The organism is Deltaproteobacteria bacterium HGW-Deltaproteobacteria-4, assembly GCA_002841765.1.
In the GTDB taxonomy this organism is placed as follows: Bacteria; Desulfobacterota; Desulfuromonadia; order Desulfuromonadales; family UBA2197; genus UBA2197.
Window position 1 is genome coordinate 101782 of record PHAV01000011.1, and the last position, 15019, is coordinate 116800.

General features: G+C 58.3%; 16 protein-coding genes and 1 pseudogene. 8 read left to right on the forward strand and 9 right to left on the reverse strand.

The features are described 5' to 3' along the window. Nucleotides 1–8 precede the first annotated feature (8 nt). Nucleotides 9–329 (forward strand): hypothetical protein, encoded by a 321-nt coding sequence (locus tag CVU69_09175; GenBank protein ID PKN12104.1) that lies wholly within the window; start codon nt 9–11, stop codon nt 327–329. Between the two features lie 2 nt (nt 330–331). Here CVU69_09175 and CVU69_09180 read toward each other — a convergent pair whose 3' ends face one another. From CVU69_09180 to CVU69_09210, 7 genes are all read right to left on the reverse strand, one after another. Beyond that, entirely contained in the window at nt 332–751 is a 420-nt protein-coding gene (locus tag CVU69_09180) for an Rrf2 family transcriptional regulator (GenBank protein PKN12105.1), read from the reverse strand. A 118-nt stretch (nt 752–869) separates the two neighbouring features. Continuing rightward, nucleotides 870–1538: a phosphate transport system regulatory protein PhoU gene (gene phoU / locus CVU69_09185; GenBank protein ID PKN12106.1), complete on the reverse strand. Its 669-nt coding sequence runs from the start codon at nt 1536–1538 to the stop codon at nt 870–872. Nucleotides 1539–1601: 63 nt separating this feature from the next. After that, complete coding sequence (pstB, locus tag CVU69_09190; GenBank protein PKN12107.1) at nt 1602–2390, reverse strand: phosphate ABC transporter ATP-binding protein; 789 nt, start codon at nt 2388–2390, stop codon at nt 1602–1604. Between the two features lie 58 nt (nt 2391–2448). Then, nucleotides 2449–3363, reverse strand: a complete 915-nt coding sequence (gene pstA, locus CVU69_09195; GenBank protein PKN12108.1) for a phosphate ABC transporter, permease protein PstA — start codon at nt 3361–3363, stop codon at nt 2449–2451. A 2-nt stretch (nt 3364–3365) separates the two neighbouring features. Further along, nucleotides 3366–4268, reverse strand: coding sequence for a phosphate ABC transporter permease subunit PstC (gene pstC / locus CVU69_09200; GenBank protein PKN12109.1), 903 nt, complete (start codon nt 4266–4268; stop codon nt 3366–3368). Nucleotides 4269–4376: 108 nt separating this feature from the next. Further along, nucleotides 4377–5375, reverse strand: coding sequence for a protein sphX (locus CVU69_09205; protein ID PKN12110.1), 999 nt, complete (start codon nt 5373–5375; stop codon nt 4377–4379). Nucleotides 5376–5505: 130 nt separating this feature from the next. Beyond that, nucleotides 5506–5820 (reverse strand): hypothetical protein, encoded by a 315-nt coding sequence (locus tag CVU69_09210; GenBank protein ID PKN12111.1) that lies wholly within the window; start codon nt 5818–5820, stop codon nt 5506–5508. Nucleotides 5821–6070: 250 nt separating this feature from the next. Between CVU69_09210 and CVU69_09215 the strand changes: the two are divergent. The 7 genes and pseudogenes from CVU69_09215 to CVU69_09245 all read left to right on the forward strand — a co-directional run bounded on the left by CVU69_09215 (nt 6071) and on the right by CVU69_09245 (nt 12471). Continuing rightward, nucleotides 6071–9540 (forward strand): annotated as a pseudogene (locus CVU69_09215) (SAM-dependent methyltransferase). A 64-nt stretch (nt 9541–9604) separates the two neighbouring features. Next, nucleotides 9605–10501 (forward strand): hypothetical protein, encoded by an 897-nt coding sequence (locus tag CVU69_09220; GenBank protein ID PKN12112.1) that lies wholly within the window; start codon nt 9605–9607, stop codon nt 10499–10501. A 104-nt stretch (nt 10502–10605) separates the two neighbouring features. Further along, nucleotides 10606–10869 (forward strand): AbrB family transcriptional regulator, encoded by a 264-nt coding sequence (locus tag CVU69_09225; protein PKN12113.1) that lies wholly within the window; start codon nt 10606–10608, stop codon nt 10867–10869. Further along, a complete protein-coding gene (locus CVU69_09230) occupies nt 10866–11276 on the forward strand; it encodes a putative toxin-antitoxin system toxin component, PIN family (protein PKN12114.1) in 411 nt (136 codons plus the stop codon). Before CVU69_09225 ends, CVU69_09230 begins: the two co-directional genes overlap by 4 nt. 63 nt (nt 11277–11339) lie before the next feature. Next, nucleotides 11340–11672 carry a transcriptional regulator gene (locus CVU69_09235; protein ID PKN12157.1) on the forward strand — a complete coding sequence of 111 codons (333 nt, stop codon included), beginning with the start codon at nt 11340–11342 and terminating at the stop codon, nt 11670–11672. Between the two features lie 150 nt (nt 11673–11822). Further along, nucleotides 11823–12071 carry a hypothetical protein gene (locus tag CVU69_09240; GenBank protein ID PKN12115.1) on the forward strand — a complete coding sequence of 83 codons (249 nt, stop codon included), beginning with the start codon at nt 11823–11825 and terminating at the stop codon, nt 12069–12071. A 52-nt stretch (nt 12072–12123) separates the two neighbouring features. Further along, a complete protein-coding gene (locus tag CVU69_09245; protein ID PKN12116.1) occupies nt 12124–12471 on the forward strand; it encodes a stress response translation initiation inhibitor YciH in 348 nt (115 codons plus the stop codon). Here CVU69_09245 and CVU69_09250 read toward each other — a convergent pair whose 3' ends face one another. Together CVU69_09250 and CVU69_09255 are read right to left on the reverse strand one after the other, a co-directional pair. Further along, nucleotides 12472–14229, reverse strand: a complete 1758-nt coding sequence (locus CVU69_09250; GenBank protein PKN12117.1) for a PAS domain-containing sensor histidine kinase — start codon at nt 14227–14229, stop codon at nt 12472–12474. Continuing rightward, the gene (locus tag CVU69_09255) at nt 14229–14921 is read right to left on the reverse strand and encodes a DNA-binding response regulator (GenBank protein PKN12118.1); all 693 of its coding nucleotides are present in this window, start codon (nt 14919–14921) and stop codon (nt 14229–14231) included. Before CVU69_09255 ends, CVU69_09250 begins: the two co-directional genes overlap by 1 nt. Nucleotides 14922–15019 lie beyond the last annotated feature (98 nt).

The following is a 15019-nucleotide window of genomic DNA, read 5'->3' on the forward strand; positions in this document are numbered from 1 at the left end:
CAGGGACAATGACAAAAGCAGAGTTGGCGCGTTTTGACGGTCAAGAGGGGCGCAAGGCTTATGTGGCGGTAAACGGGAAGGTTTTTGATGTGACGGCGAGTTCGTACTGGCAAGGAGGCAACCACCAGAATGCGCATCACGCCGGGATGGATTTGAGCGCCGATCTGCTCAAGGCGCCGCACGTCCGTTCGGTGATCGAGCGCTTTCCGGTCGTCGCGGCCCTTGAAGAGATTCCGGTGGTGGAAGAAAAAAAGGGGGGGAGTAAAGCGGGAATCGTTATGGCGATTCTTCTGGCTGTTGGTCTGTTTCTCTGGCTGGTTTTGCGCTGAGTTTAAAACTCCCCGGCTTCTTCGCGGCGGATCAGTTCGGCAAAGGTGTAGTTGCGGAGGATGGAGGAAAAATTGTCCCGGATCTCAGCCCAGACGCCATGTACGGGGCAGGAGGTGTGGCGGGCGCACTCATCTTTATCAATCAGGCACTGGTTGATGTAAAGGGGCCCTTCCTGGGAAGCAATGATATCAAAGAGGGTGATCTCGGACGGGTCTTTGACCAGATAAAAACCGCCGCCAACGCCGCGCTGCGAAGCAACGATGCCGCATTTGATCAGCGGTTGAAGAATTTTGGTTAAAAAGGCCGGGGTCACGTCCTGGGCGGCACAGATATCCTTTTTGTAGACAACCTCTCCCTTGGGTTGCTTGGCCATGTGGAGCACGGCTCGAACTGCGTATTCTGTTGCGCGGGTAATAATCACAAAAACCTCCCAAGATTGATGACCTGAGCGGTATTATTACCTGAGCTGTCAGCATGTTGTCAATGTAAACTTCCGGGTCATACGCAGGAGCAGACCCCGGTCTGCTCCTGCGTCAGGGTCAGGCGGTATGGCGGATATCCTTTCCTTTGACCATGAAGATGACCATCTCCGCGACGTTGGTGGCATGATCGGCAACCCGCTCCAGACATTTGGCCACAGAGTTGACGCGGATGGCGCGGGTGATGGTGGTCGGATCGGCCATCATGTAGGTGAGGAGTTCGCGCTGAATCTGGGAATTGAGCTGGTCGACAAAGGCATCGTCACCGCAGACCTTGAGGGCAAGGTCTGCATCAGCCCGGACAAAGGCATCAAGGGCTTCGCGCACCATCGTCGCTGCGGCCACCGCCATGCGCGGCAGGTCGATATAGGGCTTGAGCGCCGGTTCTTTGTTGAGGTGGAGGGTGTGCTTGCAGATGTTGCGGCATTGATCGCCGATCCGTTCGAGGTCCGTGACGATTTTTAACGCCAGGGTAATAAAGCGCAGATCGCGGGCCGCCGGCTGGCGTCGCGCCAGGACCTGCAGGCATTTGTCGTCGATCTCCACCTCCATGCGATTGATCTGGTGGTCGAAGGCAATCGTTGCCTCGGCCAGGGCGGTATCCCGCTCCACCAGCGATTTCATCGCATCGCTGATCATCAGCTCGACCTTCCCCCCCATCTCCAGCAACTGCTCGCGAATCTCTCTGAGTTCAATATCATATTGTTTGATCGTATGTTCACGTTCCATGGTGGCTCCTTGGTCTGGTAGGACTTATAGGACATATGGGAATGATGATAACCATGGCTGGCATCACCCAAACCGGCCGGTGATGTAATCCTCGGTCTGCTTCTTCTCCGGGTTGGTGAAGATTTTCTTGGTGTCATCGTACTCGATGACCTCGCCGAGGTACAAAAAGGCGGTGTAATCCGAGACCCGCGCCGCCTGCTGCATGTTGTGGGTGACGATCAGGATCGAGACCTTCTCCTTGAGTTCGAGCATCAGCTCTTCGATGCTGGCAGTGGCGATCGGGTCAAGGGCTGAGGTCGGCTCGTCGAAGAGGACCAGCTCCGGTTCGATCGCCAGGGCGCGGGCAATACAAAGACGCTGCTGCTGGCCGCCGGAGAGGTTGAAGGCCGGCTCCTGCAAGCGATCCTTGACCTCGTTCCACAGGGCGGCGTTGATCAACGCCGTCTCCACCTTCTCTTCAAGTTCGGCCTTCTTGTTCATCCCACGCACCCGCAGGCCGTAGGCCGCATTCTCGAAGATCGATTTGGGGAAGGGGTTTGGCTTCTGAAAGACCATGCTGACCCGCATCCGCACCTCGATGGGGTCGACATCCGGCGAAAGGAGGTTGACATCGTCGGGGAAGAGACGAATTTCGCCGCCGTAACGGTTACCGGGATACAGGTCGTGCATGCGGTTGAAGCAGCGCAAAAAGGTCGACTTGCCGCAGCCGGAAGGACCGATCAGGGCGGTAATTTTTTCATTGTAGACCGGAAGAGTGATGTTCTTCAAGGCATGAAACGCGCCGTAATGAAAGTTGAGATCACGCGCTTGCGCTTTGAGTTCCGGGGGAGTTGCTGCGGGTTGAGATGTCATGATTGATCCTTTGTCGTTATTCGGGGGCAGGGCAATTCGTGAATTGCCCCTACAGGAATTACCATTTGATCGACTTGCGGATGCGATAGCGCAGCCAGATGGCGATACCGTTCATCAACAGGGTCATGGCGAGGAGGACGACACCGGCCGCAGCAGCATTAAGCTGAAAGGCTTCTTCCGGTCGTGAGGTCCAGTTGAACATCTGGATCGGCATGACGGTAAAGGGGTCGAGAACCCACTGGAAAGAGATAAAGGGGAATTCAGCGATAAAGGGTGATGTCGGTAGAAAAGCGATAAAGGTCAGGGCGCCGATGGTGATGATCGGGGCGGTCTCGCCAATGGCGCGGGACAGGCCGATGATCACGCCGGTGAGGACACCACCGGAAGAGTAGGGGAGGAGATGATCGGCAATCATCTGCCAGCGCGTCGCTCCCAGAGCGTAGGCGGCTTCGCGGATGCCGCCGGGGATGCCGCGCAGCGCTTCGCGGGTGGCGACGATGATGATCGGTAAGATCAGCAGCGCCAGGGTCAAGCCGGCAGAGAGGATGCTCTGCCCGAAACCGAAGGTCTGCACGAAGAGTCCCAGCGCCAACAGGCCGAAGACGATGGAGGGGATGCCGGCGAGATTCATGACGTTGATCTCAATGATCGCCGTCCAGCGATTCTTCGGCGCGTATTCTTCCAGGTAGATACCGGCGCTGACGCCAAGGGGGATGGCGGCGCAGGCAGTGACAAACATGACGAGGAAGGAGCCGACCCAGGCCGAGAGGATACCGGCCTTCTCGGCAAAACGTGACGGGAAAGAGGTAAAGAAGTCCGGCGTCAGGCGCGGCATACCGTCGATCGCCAGGCGGGTAAAGAGGGCGAGGAGGGTCAGCAGCGCCACCAGCAGGGCGACAAGACCGAGGAGGATAAAGAGCTGTTCGTAAAGGCGCTGTCGCCGGATGATTGTCTGCGTCTCAGGAAGATTCATATTCAGTATTCCTCGCGGAATTTCTGCCGCAGCCAGTATCCGATCACGTTAAAGACCAGGGTGATCAAAAGCAGGGTCAGGCCGGCGGCAAAGATGGTTTTGTAGCCGATGCTGTCGTGCGGCAGGTCACCGAGGGAGACCTGGACGATAAAGGAGCTGATCGTCGCTGCCGGTTGCAGGGGGTTCAGAGTCAGGTTCGGCTGCATGCCGGCGGCAACAGCGACGACCATGGTTTCACCGACGGCGCGGGAACTGCCGAGGGTCAAGGCGGCCGCCAGACCGGAGAAGGCGGCGGGGACGACAACGGTCAGGGCGGTGCGCAGGCGGGTAGCACCCATGGCATATGCCCCTTCGCGCAGCTGCATCGGTACCGCCCGCATGGCATCTTCGCTCACCGAGCTGATGTAGGGGACGATCATGATCCCCATGACCAGACCGGCCGAGAGCATGTTGAAGCCGGGGAGATCTGGATAGATCTTCTGCAGCAGCGGGGTGACGACGATCAGGGCGAAGTAGCCGAAGACCACGGTCGGCACCGCGCCAAGGATCTCCAGGATCGGTTTGATTGTTTCCCGCAGGCGCGGCGAAGCGAACTCGCTGATGTAGATCGCAATGGTCAGACCGAGGGGGACGGCGACCGACAGGGCGACCAGGGTGGTGGTGACGGTGCCGCTAATCAGGGTGATAATACCAAAGTGGGCGTCGTCGAAGAGCGGTGTCCACTGGGTGTCGGTGAGAAAATCAATGAGCGGTACCTCGGCAAAGAAGTTGAGCGATTCTTTGAGAAGAATGAAGATGATGGCAAAAGTGACCGCCACCGACGAACAGGCCGCGGCAAGGAGGCCGGTCTCGATCAGTCGCTCTTTGATTCGGCGTTTTCGGGCACGGGGGTGACTACTTTTCATGGAGATTTCGCTTTCGTCCTGACGCTAGTTGGGAGAAGCGGCAATAGAGCAGGGCGCCTTGGTGGCGCCCTGCTCTATTGCAGGGAATGAATCCGGTCAGGCTCAGGATTACTCTTTACCTTCGCGTTGCAGCAGTTCTTCGACGGAAACCCCCACTTCTGCGACACCGCCAAAGCCGGTACCGACCTTCTTCCTGGCAACGTTCGCTTTGGCCAGAGCGTAGGCCTTTTCCGGCAGCGGCACATATTTGACCAGCGGGATCAGGGCCGGCGCCTGGGCAAGGTAGAAGTCAACAAAGGATTTCACTTCCGGCTTGTCCAGCGAGGCGACGTTGACATAGATGAAGATCGGCCGGGCGTAGGGCTGGTAGGTGCCATCCTTGACGGTGTCGAAACTCGGTGTCACGGCCGGGGCACCGGCTTTTTCGACGATCGGCACCGCTTTGAGTTTCTTGCTGTTCTCGGCGTAGTAGGCAAAGCCGAAGTAACCGAGAGCCCCTTTATCACGGGAGACACCCTGGACCAGGACATTGTCGTCTTCGCTGGCGGTGAAGTCGCCGCGGCTCGATTTCGCTTTGCCGACCGTTGCTTCGGTGAAGTAATCGAAGGTACCGGAGTCGGCGCCGGGGCCGTAAAGTTTCAGCGGCTCTTTCGGCCAGGCCGGATTGACCTGATTCCAGGTGGTGATCGTATTCTGCGCGGCCGGCTCCCAGATCCTCTTGAGTTCATCGACGGTTATGCTCTTGATCCAGTCGTTCTTGGGATTGACGACCACGGTCAGGGCGTCGTAGGCGATCGGCAGCTCGATATACTTGATCCCGGCTTCGCGGCAGGCATCCATCTCTTTTTTCACGATCGGGCGGGAGGCGTCGGCAATGTCGATCTCGCCGCGGCAGAACTTCTTGAAGCCGCCGCCGGTGCCTGAGATGCCGACGGTGACGTTGATCTTCCCTTTGTTGGCGATCTGAAATTCTTCAGCCACGGCTTCGGTCACCGGGTAGACAGTGCTCGACCCGTCGATTTTGACAGTTTTGGTCTCGGCCTGCGCCAGGGTTGCGACCAGGAGCAGACCAAGCAGGGCCGGTAACATCTTCTTTGAGCGTTTCATTTGCGTCTCCTTGGGTGAGGGCATCTTTTCTTTCTCGTCTCTAGGTGAGAAAAGGATAGCCGACAAATGTTGCAGTTGTGTGACAGCTGTACAACTTTTTCGTGAATTTATGGTCTGAAGCTGAAAAAATTTACAGCTCGTCCCGTATCCGCCGCGGCGAGAAACGGACGGCGACGATGCGGATGCAGGCGAGGGAAAGGACGAGGGTAATCACCATGCCGAGGCGGTCCCAATCCATCTCGCGATACCAGAAGGACATCGCTTCGGTGAGGACAACGACGAACACCGTGTCGATGATGTAGGTCACCTTGACCCGTCCTTCCGACAGATAGGCGAGGGCGGTGCGCAGAATTTCGACCAGGGAAAGGACAATGAGCATGTCGATGAGGATGGCCTTGAAGGCGTCGTGCAGTCCGTGCATGAAGATCAGGCGCAGGTCGTACATGGTCCAGGCGGTGCCGGCGAGGACGGCGAGGAAGATGGTGGCGATAAAGAGGGAAAGAAGGGCGCTGGTCTTTATCTCCCCCTCCTTTTTTCAAGGAGGGGGTCGGGGGGTGGTAGTCTTAAACCTCACCACCCCCAGCCCCTCCTTAAGAAAGGAGGGGAGCTAAACCTGGGGAGCTAATCGTGCTGGCAAAGATGCGAAATTTTTGTTAAATTCCCCTCTTCTGATGAAATCTCTTCCGGGGGAAGATATGACCGAAGTACCGACCGACACCGCCGCCGCTGACTTCATCCGCCGCTGGGAAAACTCCGGCGCCGCCGAACGCGCCAACTACCAGCTCTTCCTCTCCGAACTCTGCGATCTTTTGGGCGTTCCGCGCCCCGACCCCACCCGCCCTGATGACCGCGACAACTCCTACGTCTTCGAGCGCTCCGTCACCTTTCGCCACGGCACCGGCCTGACCAGCATCGGCCGCATCGATCTCTACAAGCACGGCTGTTTCGTTTTGGAAGCCAAGCAGGGGAGCGATCGTGCCACTGAATCACAGCCGTTGCTCCTGCGCGAGGAGACCAGCGACTGGCTCTCCGGACGGCGCGGTACGGCGGTGCGCGGCACCAAAGGCTGGGATGTGGCGATGCTCAAGGCCAAGGGACAGGCCGAGCAGTATGCCCGCGCCCTTCCGGTTGCCGAGGGCTGGCCGCCCTTTCTCGTCATCGTCGATGTCGGCCACGCCATCGAGCTTTACAGCGAATTCTCCTGCACCGGCAAATCCTACCTCCCTTTCCCTGATCCGCGCTCGCACCGCATCCTTCTGTCCGATCTCGTCAATTCCGAGATTCGCACCCTGCTGCGCGAGGTCTGGACTAAACCCCACGCCCTCGATCCCGCCAAACGCAGCGCCAAGGCGACGCGCGAAATTGCCGCCAAGCTTGCCCGCCTCGCCAAGTCGCTGGAGGCGTCGGGCTACACGCCGGAGCGGGTCGGCAACTTTCTCAAGCGCTCCCTCTTCACCATGTTTGCCGAGGATGTCGGCCTGATTCCGGCCCGCAGTTTCGCCGCCCTGCTCGAGAGTCTGCGCGGCGATATCGGCAACTTTCCGCCACTGATCGAGTCACTGTGGGCGACGATGCGCGACGGCGGTTTCTCCCCGGTGCTGCGCGAAAAGCTGCTGCGTTTCAACGGCGGCCTCTTTGCCGAGACCGAGGCGCTGCCGATCAGCGAGCTTCAGTTGAACCTCCTCATCGAAGCCGCCAAGGCCGACTGGCGCGATGTCGAGCCGGCGATCTTCGGCACCCTGCTCGAACGCGCCCTCAACCCGACCGAACGCCACCATCTTGGCGCCCACTACACGCCGCGCGAATACGTCGAGCGCTTGGTGTTGCCGACGGTGGTCGAACCGCTGCGTGCCGATTGGGATGCGGTGCTGGCTGCGGGGGTGACGCTGGCCGGGCAAGGAGACAGTAGCGGCGCCATCGCTCTGGTCAAGGAGTTTCACCACAAGCTCTGTTCGCTGCGGATTCTCGATCCCGCCTGCGGCAGCGGCAACTTTTTGTATGTCACCTTTGAACATCTCAAGCGTCTGGAGGGGGAAGTTCTCAATGCCCTCGAAGGCTTCGGCGAGGACCAGACAACGCTGGAGCTCGCCGGCCTCACTGTCGACCCGCACCAGCTCCTCGGCATCGAGGTCAATCCCCGCGCTGCCGCCATCACCGACATGGTGCTGTGGATCGGCTATCTGCAGTGGCATTTCCGCACCCGTGGCCATGTGCTGCCGCCCGAGCCGGTGATCAAGAAGTTCCACAATGTCGAGTGCCGCGACGCGGTGCTGGCTTATGACGGGGTGGAGCCGGTGGTCGATGGAAATGGGCAGGTGGTGACGCGTTGGGATGGGCGGACGACGAAGACGCATCCGGTGACGGGGGAGCAGGTGCCGGATGAGAGCGCGCAGGAGCCGGTATTGCGTTATTTGAATCCGCGTCAGGCGGAATGGCCGGCGGCGGATTTCATTGTCGGCAACCCGCCGTTTATTGGGGCGTCTCCCATGCGGCAGGCACTTGGCGATGGCTACGTCGAAGCTTTGAGAAGCGTCTGGAAGGAAGTGCCGGATACTTCCGACTTCGTCATGTACTGGTGGCACAAAGCGGCCGAACTGACGCGGCTTGGCAAAGTGCGTCGCTTCGGTTTCATCACTACCAACAGCCTGTCGCAGACCTTCAACCGCAAGATTGTGCAGCAGCAGCTGGACGCCAAACCGGCTCTTTCGTTGGCTTTTGCTATCCCGGATCATCCCTGGGTCGATGCGGCAGATGGCGCGGCAGTGCGGATTGCCATGACTGTCGGGCGAGCGGCGCAAGCGGATGGCAAAGGGGAACTGGTCACGGTCGTTCAGGAGCTGGAAGGTGCTGGAGAAGGGGTCTTTGTCGAACTCTCCACCAGCGGGGAATTCTGCACGCAGATTTGACAGCGGGGGCGAATGTTGTTGGCGCCGGGCCGCTTCAAGCAAACGAAGGCTTGGCAAACCGGGGCGTTCAGCTCTTTGGAGCCGGCTTTATTGTGACTCCCGAAGAAGCGAAGAAACTCGGCCTTGGCCGCATTCCCGGCCTGGAAGCGCACATTCGACCATATCTGAACGGTCGCGATCTGACCGCCACTTCGCGCGGCGTAATGGTCATCGACCTTTTCGGCCTGACCGATAGTGAAGTCCGCAACCATTTCCCAGAGGTCTACCAAGTGCTCCTGGAGCGCGTAAAACCGGAGAGGGACCAGAACAACCGGGCCAGCTACCGTGACAACTGGTGGTTCTTTGGTGAGCCGCGCAAGGTTATGAGAAAGGCTCTGGCGGGTCTGTCTCGTTACATTGCTACGGTGGAAACCGCCAAACATCGGCCGTTTGTCTTTCTCGACCAGAGTATTCTCCCCGACAACATGCTGATCGCTATTGCCAGCGACGACGCCTTCCATCTCGGCGTCCTTTCCAGCCGCATCCACGTCGTTTGGGCATTGGCGGCTGGTGGAAATCTGGGAGTCGGCAACGACCCCCGCTACAACAAAACCCGCTGCTTCGAACCCTTCCCTTTCCCCGCCGCCAGCGACGAGCAGAAGCAGACCATCCGCGCCCTCGCCGAGCAGCTCGACGCCCACCGCAAACGCCAGCAGGCGCTCCATCCCGACCTGACCCTGACCGGTATGTACAACGTGCTGGAGAAGCTGCGCAGCGGCGAACCGCTCACCGCCAAAGAAAAGACCAGCCACGAACAAGGGCTGGTCGCCATCCTCAAACAGCTGCACGACGAACTCGACGCCGCCGTCTTTGCCGCCTACGGTTGGCCCGCCACCCTCAGCGACGCCGAAATCCTCGAAAAGGTCGTCGCCCTCAACCGCGAACGGGCCCGGGAAGAAGAGCAAGGCCTGATCCGCTGGCTGCGCCCCGAATACCAGCAGCCGCACGGCGCGCAGATCACCATTCAGGACGACCTCAACCTCGGCGAAGAAGACGCCGTCAAAATCGCCCCCAAAGCCAAACTCCTCTGGCCGAAAACCCTCCCTGAACAGGTCCAGGCCGTCCGCGCCGCCCTCGCCAGCGCCGCCGCCCCCAGCACCGCCGAAACCATCGCCCGCACCTTCCAACGCGCCCGTGCCGACAAGGTTGGCGAGTTGCTCGAAACTTTGGCAGCGTTGGGGCAGGTGCGGGAAGTGGAACCGGGGAGTTTTGTGGCGTAAATCGTAGGTCGGGTTAGCGAAGCGTAACCCGACGGGTAATGAGAGAAGCGGAGCCCTCGCATCAATGCCTAATTCACGAGAACAAGCTCTATTGATATGGCTCGCAATCGGCTTGCTGTGGTGTGTCGCAATACCTAGCATACGCAACGGGCTCATTGGTGTAATCCGAGCGGCAATGGTCCGTCCGATTGTTTTATCTGTCGTGCTTATGCTTGCCTATATCGGCAGCATGATAGTTGTTTTAGATTTTGTGGGGCTGTGGACTTTCTCAAACGCAACGACAACCTGTTTTTGGACAGCATCAGTTGCGTTTGTCGCCCTATTTAGAATTAACTCGATGGTTGGCACCGCACATTACTTTCGTAATGCAGTTATCAATCAGCTAAAATTGTTAGCAATTTTTGAGTTCATCATCAACCTTTACGCATTCAGCATTTGGGCAGAGCTTGTCATCGTACCAGTTACTGCATTTTTGGCTGCACTGCTTGCGGTTTCCGAATCAAAGCCTGAATTCAAGCCCGCCAAGACTCTTATTGAATGGGTGCTTGCTCTATTCGTATTTGTGTTAGCAATATCAGCAGTTCTGCAAATTACTAATCAGTTTCAGACATTTGCATCTGTCGGCACATTAAGAGACTTTGCACTCCCCCCTTTGATGACGCTCGTTTTGTTGCCTTTTCTGTTCGCGCTCGGTCTTTTTGTTTCCTACGAGAACCTTTTCATGCGTCTGCATTTCTTCGTTGAAGGCGCAGAATTGGTGCGCTTCGCAAAAATACGAATTCTACTGACTTTTCATGTGAGGCGTACTCTTCTAAACGAATGGTCTAAGCATATAAACAGGCTACATTTTCGTAGTAGAGAAGACGTTGAATCGGCGATCAGTTCATTTGTCGCAACGCACCGTGCCGAGAAAAACGCTTTACACGTCGCGACAACCGATACCGCTACGCGGCGCGACTGAGCTTGGGTGCTCTCCCGATAAAAGCAAAATCCCCCTTGCCACCCCCACCTGACCGCGCTATGATCTTACCAGTAAGAATACAAGAACCATAAAGGAGCCATCCCATGGCAAATCTAGCGACAACCAAGATGTCATCCAAGGGTCAAATCGTCATTCCTGAAGATATCCGCAAACGACTCAATTTAAAGGCCGGCGCGCAATTCGTTGTCGTCGGCGAGAACGACGTGGTGATCCTCAAGGCGATCTCCCCGCCATCCATGAATGAGTTTGACACCTTGATTACCGAGGCGCGTCGACAAGGGGAAGAAGTCGGGCTGAAGCAGTCGGACATCACTGCCGCCATCGCCAAGGTGCGGAAGCATCAATGAAGGTCATCCTTGATACGAACGTCCTTGTGTCCGGCATCTTTTTCACGGGACCTCCCTATCAAATTCTTAAAGCCTGGCACGACGGTAAACTGAAGTTGGTCATCTCCCCGGAAATCCTTGAAGAATACCAGCGGGTGGGAGCGGCGTTGGCCGAGAAGTTTCCTGCCATTGATCTGGGGAAGATTCTGGACCTGGTAACCATCAAGGCAGAGATGGTGCAGGCCCAAAGTTTGTCTGAACCGGTATGCGTCGATCCCGATGATGACAAATTTCTTGCCTGCGCGCTGGCCAGCAAATGCAATGTGATCGTGAGCGGCGACAAGCATTTGCTCGACGTGTCCGGTTTTCGGGACATCCGAGTGCTTAAACCCCGTGACTTTCTGGACGAATATCTTGCCACTTCCTGACCCGCGAAGGAGACGACAATGACGACCTTTAAAACCATCGTCATCAAATCACACCAACAGACCATGGACGAGTTTGCCGCCATCTGTGATGCGACAATTAACGGCGAGAAAGTCGAGCCGGAAGAGGCGCAATACAGCTTCACCAGTTTTGAGGCGGCCCGTGCCAGCGGCATCCCGCAAGAGGTTGTCAAGGCTCATATCCTGAACGACGTGCCGATGATCCGGGCCTGGCGCGAACATATCGGCATCACCCAAGCGGAACTTGCCACCCGCATGAGGGTCAGCCAGGCTGTCTTGGCCAAACTCGAAAGGCCCGACGCAAAACCACGGAGCACGACCCTGAAGAAGGTGGCCGAAGCACTGGGAATCTCGCCGCCGCAACTTGACGTGCAATAGTCGTAGGTCGGGTTAGCTGCCCGGCCAGCCCTGAATCGCGCCACAACAAAGTGAATCGCGCCAGATTATTGTCGTTGCGCGCCACTTTATTTGGCGCGCAAACAAAAAGGGGGCTGGTTAACCCTACGCCCGAACGACCGGAGGTAGCGAATGAACAGGGATTTCAAAGTAAAAATTGAGAACGAAGAAGAATGTTTTGCCGATTTTATTGCCCAAACTGAAAGAATAGATCAGGGCATTATCCCCGAAAAGACCGTCGAAAACCTGCAAGCCGCCAACCTCGCTCGTCTTCTTGCCCCGGCCGAGGCCGAGTCTGCGGAAGGCCGCACTCGCCCAGCCGTCGATTTTTTGAAGGAGTTCAAGCGTGTGCGCGACATTCAGGGTGCCCCGCCTGCTTAACGACGAATTTCTTTCCACCTAACCTAACCAGACAGGAACTAAGGTTCGCCCCATGTCCAACTCCCGACCGGTCTACTCCTCCGAACACGGCCGTCTCTGCCCCGGCTGCGGCCAGCCGACCGCCAGCTGCCAATGTAAAAAAGTTGCCGCCCCGATCGGCGACGGCAAGGTGCGCGTGCGCTGCGAACGCAAGGGGCACGGCGGCAAGACGGTGACAGTCATCTGCGGCCTCCCTTTAACTGAGGCGGCGCTGACCACCCTGGCTGGCGAACTCAAGCGCCGCTGCGGCTGCGGCGGCACGATCAAGGCCGGGAATATCGAAATTCAGGGGGATCATGCTGAAGTGCTGCTGAGCGAGCTGCTCAAGCGCGGCTTTGCCGCCAAACGTGCCGGGGGGTAGTCAGCTGCCGGACGGTGCGCGGTGCAGGGTGAAGAAGAAGGAACTGCCGCCTTTGCGGCGGTTGGTGACGCCGATACTGCCGCCATGCAGGCCGACGAGATGTTTGGCAATCGCCAGACCGAGGCCGGTTCCGCCTTCTTCTCGGCTCCGCCCGGCATCGGCGCGGTAGAACCGCTCGAAGATGCGCTGTTGCGCAGCCTCGGGGACGCCGGGGCCGGTGTCGTCGATGGCAATGCGCATCAGCTCTCCTTCATTGCTGACATTGATGGTCACGGCGCCGCCGTTGGGGGTGTATTTGACCGCGTTGTCGAGAAGGTTAAAGAGGATCTGTTCGAGGCGCTGCGCGTCGGCCAGGATCTTCCCGGGCGGCAGGGGGGAGATGGTGATGCTGATCTCTTTCTCTTCCGCCTTCGGTTTAACCAGTTCGCAGCAGTGCTGCAAACGTTCGTTGAGATCGCAGGGGGCAAGCGTCAGGGTGAAGCCCTGGACTTCGAGTTGCGACAGGGTCAAAAGATCGCTGATCAGGGAGGTGAGCCGTTCTGCGTGGTTTTTGATGACATTGGCAAAGCGCTCGGCGGTGGCCGGATCTTTGCTGATCAGTCCGCTGCCCAGGGTTTCGGCATAACCCCGGATGACGGTGACCGGGGTGCGCAGTTCATGGGAGACATTGGCGACAAAATCGCGTCGAATGGTTTCGAGGCGTTTGAGCTCACTGATATCGTGAAATACGGCAACAACGCCGATCAATTCGTTATTGTCGAGAAGGGGAACCCAGTGGGTGAGGAGGGTGGTGTTGCCATCAAGGACGAATTCTCCGGACTCTTCACTGCGGCCGGTCAGTACCCGCCGGAAGGTTTCATGCAGGGTCGGGTGTCTTGAAAGGTTGATGAGGGGCTGTCCGACGGCGTCGGCGGTGACCCGGAAGAGAGAGCAGAAAGCCGGATTGATCAGCAGAACGATTCCTGAGCGATCGGCAACGAGGAGACCTTCGCCCATGCCGCGCAGGATGGTGTCAAGCCGGTTGCGTTGCGCTTCGAGATTGGCCATTTGCAGATTGAGACTCTCGGCCATGGTATTCATCACCCGCGCCAGGTCGCTGATTTCATCGTTGCCGGTGATGCTGAGTTTGCGACGGAAATCGCCGGAACCGAAACGTTTGGCTCCTTCGCTCAAGTTGTGCAAAGTGTTGCTGAAGAGCTGGATGAGCAGAAGGCTGAGACCGCCGGCCAGCAACCCGGACAGGAGAAAGGCGAGGATCAGGCTTTGCCGGAGAGATGTCTGCGCTTCCTTGACCGCCTGGAGAGGAAGGGCGAGGCGGAGAACCCCTTTTTTTGCGGTCTTCGGGTCGAGGCGGACGGCGGCATAGAGCATGTCAATGCCGATGGTGGCGGAGTGACGCACGGTGCTGCCGCGCCCGTTTTGCAGGGCGGCAGCGATTTCAGGGCGGCTCAGATGGTTCTCTACCGCTGCCAGATCGACATCCGCGACCTGCGAATCGGCCAGTACCGTGCCATCGGCGGCGATGATCGACAGGCGGGAAGCGGTGCGGGCGGCGATCTCGCGAACCAGCGCCGGCGAGAGTGATGCCGGGTCGCTGAAGAGGACGGTGAGTTCCGCTTCCTGGTAAAGGGAATTCCGCAGATTTTCGGTCAGTTGTTGTTCGAGGGTGCGGTCGAGGTAGACAAAGAGGGTGCCGCCCATGACGAGCAGGACGAGGAGGTAGGTGGCCAGGAGTTTCCAGCGGATCGAGAAGCGCATCAGATCTCCAGTTTATAGCCGAAGCCGCGTACCGTGCGGATCAGTTCGCCGGCCGATCCGAGTTTGGAGCGCAGGCGGGTAACGTGGGTATCGACGGTGCGGGTGTCGCCGATGTAGTTGTAGCCCCAGACATCGGTCAGCAGCTGATCGCGGCTCTGCAGTCGTCCCCGCCGTTCGGCCAAAGTGGTGAGGAGGCGGTACTCGATGGCGGTCAGGACGACGATTTCGTCTCCGACCCGCACCTCGTGACACAGGGGATCGATGCTGAGCGGCCCGAAGTGGAGCAGTCCGCCGCTGGCTGCCAGCGGTTGGCTGCGCCGCAACAGCGCCTTGATCCGCAGCAGCAGTTCGCGCAGGGAGAAGGGTTTAACCACATAGTCGTCCGCGCCGACTTCAAAGCCGACGACCCGGTCAATCTCTTCCCCTTTGGCCGTGAGCATCAGTACCGGCGTCGTTGCGGTCTTGCTCTCTTTGCGCAGATTGCGACAGACTTCGCTGCCGAGCATCTCCGGCAGCATCAGATCGAGAACGATCAGGTCGGGAGGAGACGCCAGGGCTCTTTCAAGGCCGAGGCGGCCGTTGCCGGCAATTTCGGCCTGGTAGCCTTCCTGACGAAGCTGGAAGGCGATGAGTTCGGCGAGATCAGTTTCGTCCTCGACGATGAGGATACGGGGGGCGGTTGTCGGATTCATGGGAGCATCTTACCTGACGAATGTGACAATTGTGTGAATTTTTTTAAGGCAGGTTGGCTTCTCTTTCCGTTTTTCTCCTCCCCATTGTCCCCTTTCTT

Bases quoted from the DNA above. Each gene is read 5' to 3' on its own strand.
- CVU69_09175 (PKN12104.1), top strand. From the start codon at position 9: ATGACAAAAGCAGAGTTGGCGCGTTTTGACGGTCAAGAGGGGCGCAAG.
- phoU (PKN12106.1), bottom strand. From the start codon at position 1,538: ATGGAACGTGAACATACGATCAAACAATATGATATTGAACTCAGAGAG.
- pstB (PKN12107.1), bottom strand. From the start codon at position 2,390: ATGACATCTCAACCCGCAGCAACTCCCCCGGAACTCAAAGCGCAAGCG.
- pstA (PKN12108.1), bottom strand. From the start codon at position 3,363: ATGAATCTTCCTGAGACGCAGACAATCATCCGGCGACAGCGCCTTTAC.
- pstC (PKN12109.1), bottom strand. From the start codon at position 4,268: ATGAAAAGTAGTCACCCCCGTGCCCGAAAACGCCGAATCAAAGAGCGA.
- CVU69_09205 (PKN12110.1), bottom strand. From the start codon at position 5,375: ATGAAACGCTCAAAGAAGATGTTACCGGCCCTGCTTGGTCTGCTCCTG.
- CVU69_09210 (PKN12111.1), bottom strand. From the start codon at position 5,820: ATGTACGACCTGCGCCTGATCTTCATGCACGGACTGCACGACGCCTTC.
- CVU69_09220 (PKN12112.1), top strand. From the start codon at position 9,605: ATGCCTAATTCACGAGAACAAGCTCTATTGATATGGCTCGCAATCGGC.
- CVU69_09225 (PKN12113.1), top strand. From the start codon at position 10,606: ATGGCAAATCTAGCGACAACCAAGATGTCATCCAAGGGTCAAATCGTC.
- CVU69_09230 (PKN12114.1), top strand. From the start codon at position 10,866: ATGAAGGTCATCCTTGATACGAACGTCCTTGTGTCCGGCATCTTTTTC.
- CVU69_09235 (PKN12157.1), top strand. From the start codon at position 11,340: ATGGACGAGTTTGCCGCCATCTGTGATGCGACAATTAACGGCGAGAAA.
- CVU69_09240 (PKN12115.1), top strand. From the start codon at position 11,823: ATGAACAGGGATTTCAAAGTAAAAATTGAGAACGAAGAAGAATGTTTT.
- CVU69_09245 (PKN12116.1), top strand. From the start codon at position 12,124: ATGTCCAACTCCCGACCGGTCTACTCCTCCGAACACGGCCGTCTCTGC.
- CVU69_09250 (PKN12117.1), bottom strand. From the start codon at position 14,229: ATGCGCTTCTCGATCCGCTGGAAACTCCTGGCCACCTACCTCCTCGTC.
- CVU69_09255 (PKN12118.1), bottom strand. From the start codon at position 14,921: ATGAATCCGACAACCGCCCCCCGTATCCTCATCGTCGAGGACGAAACT.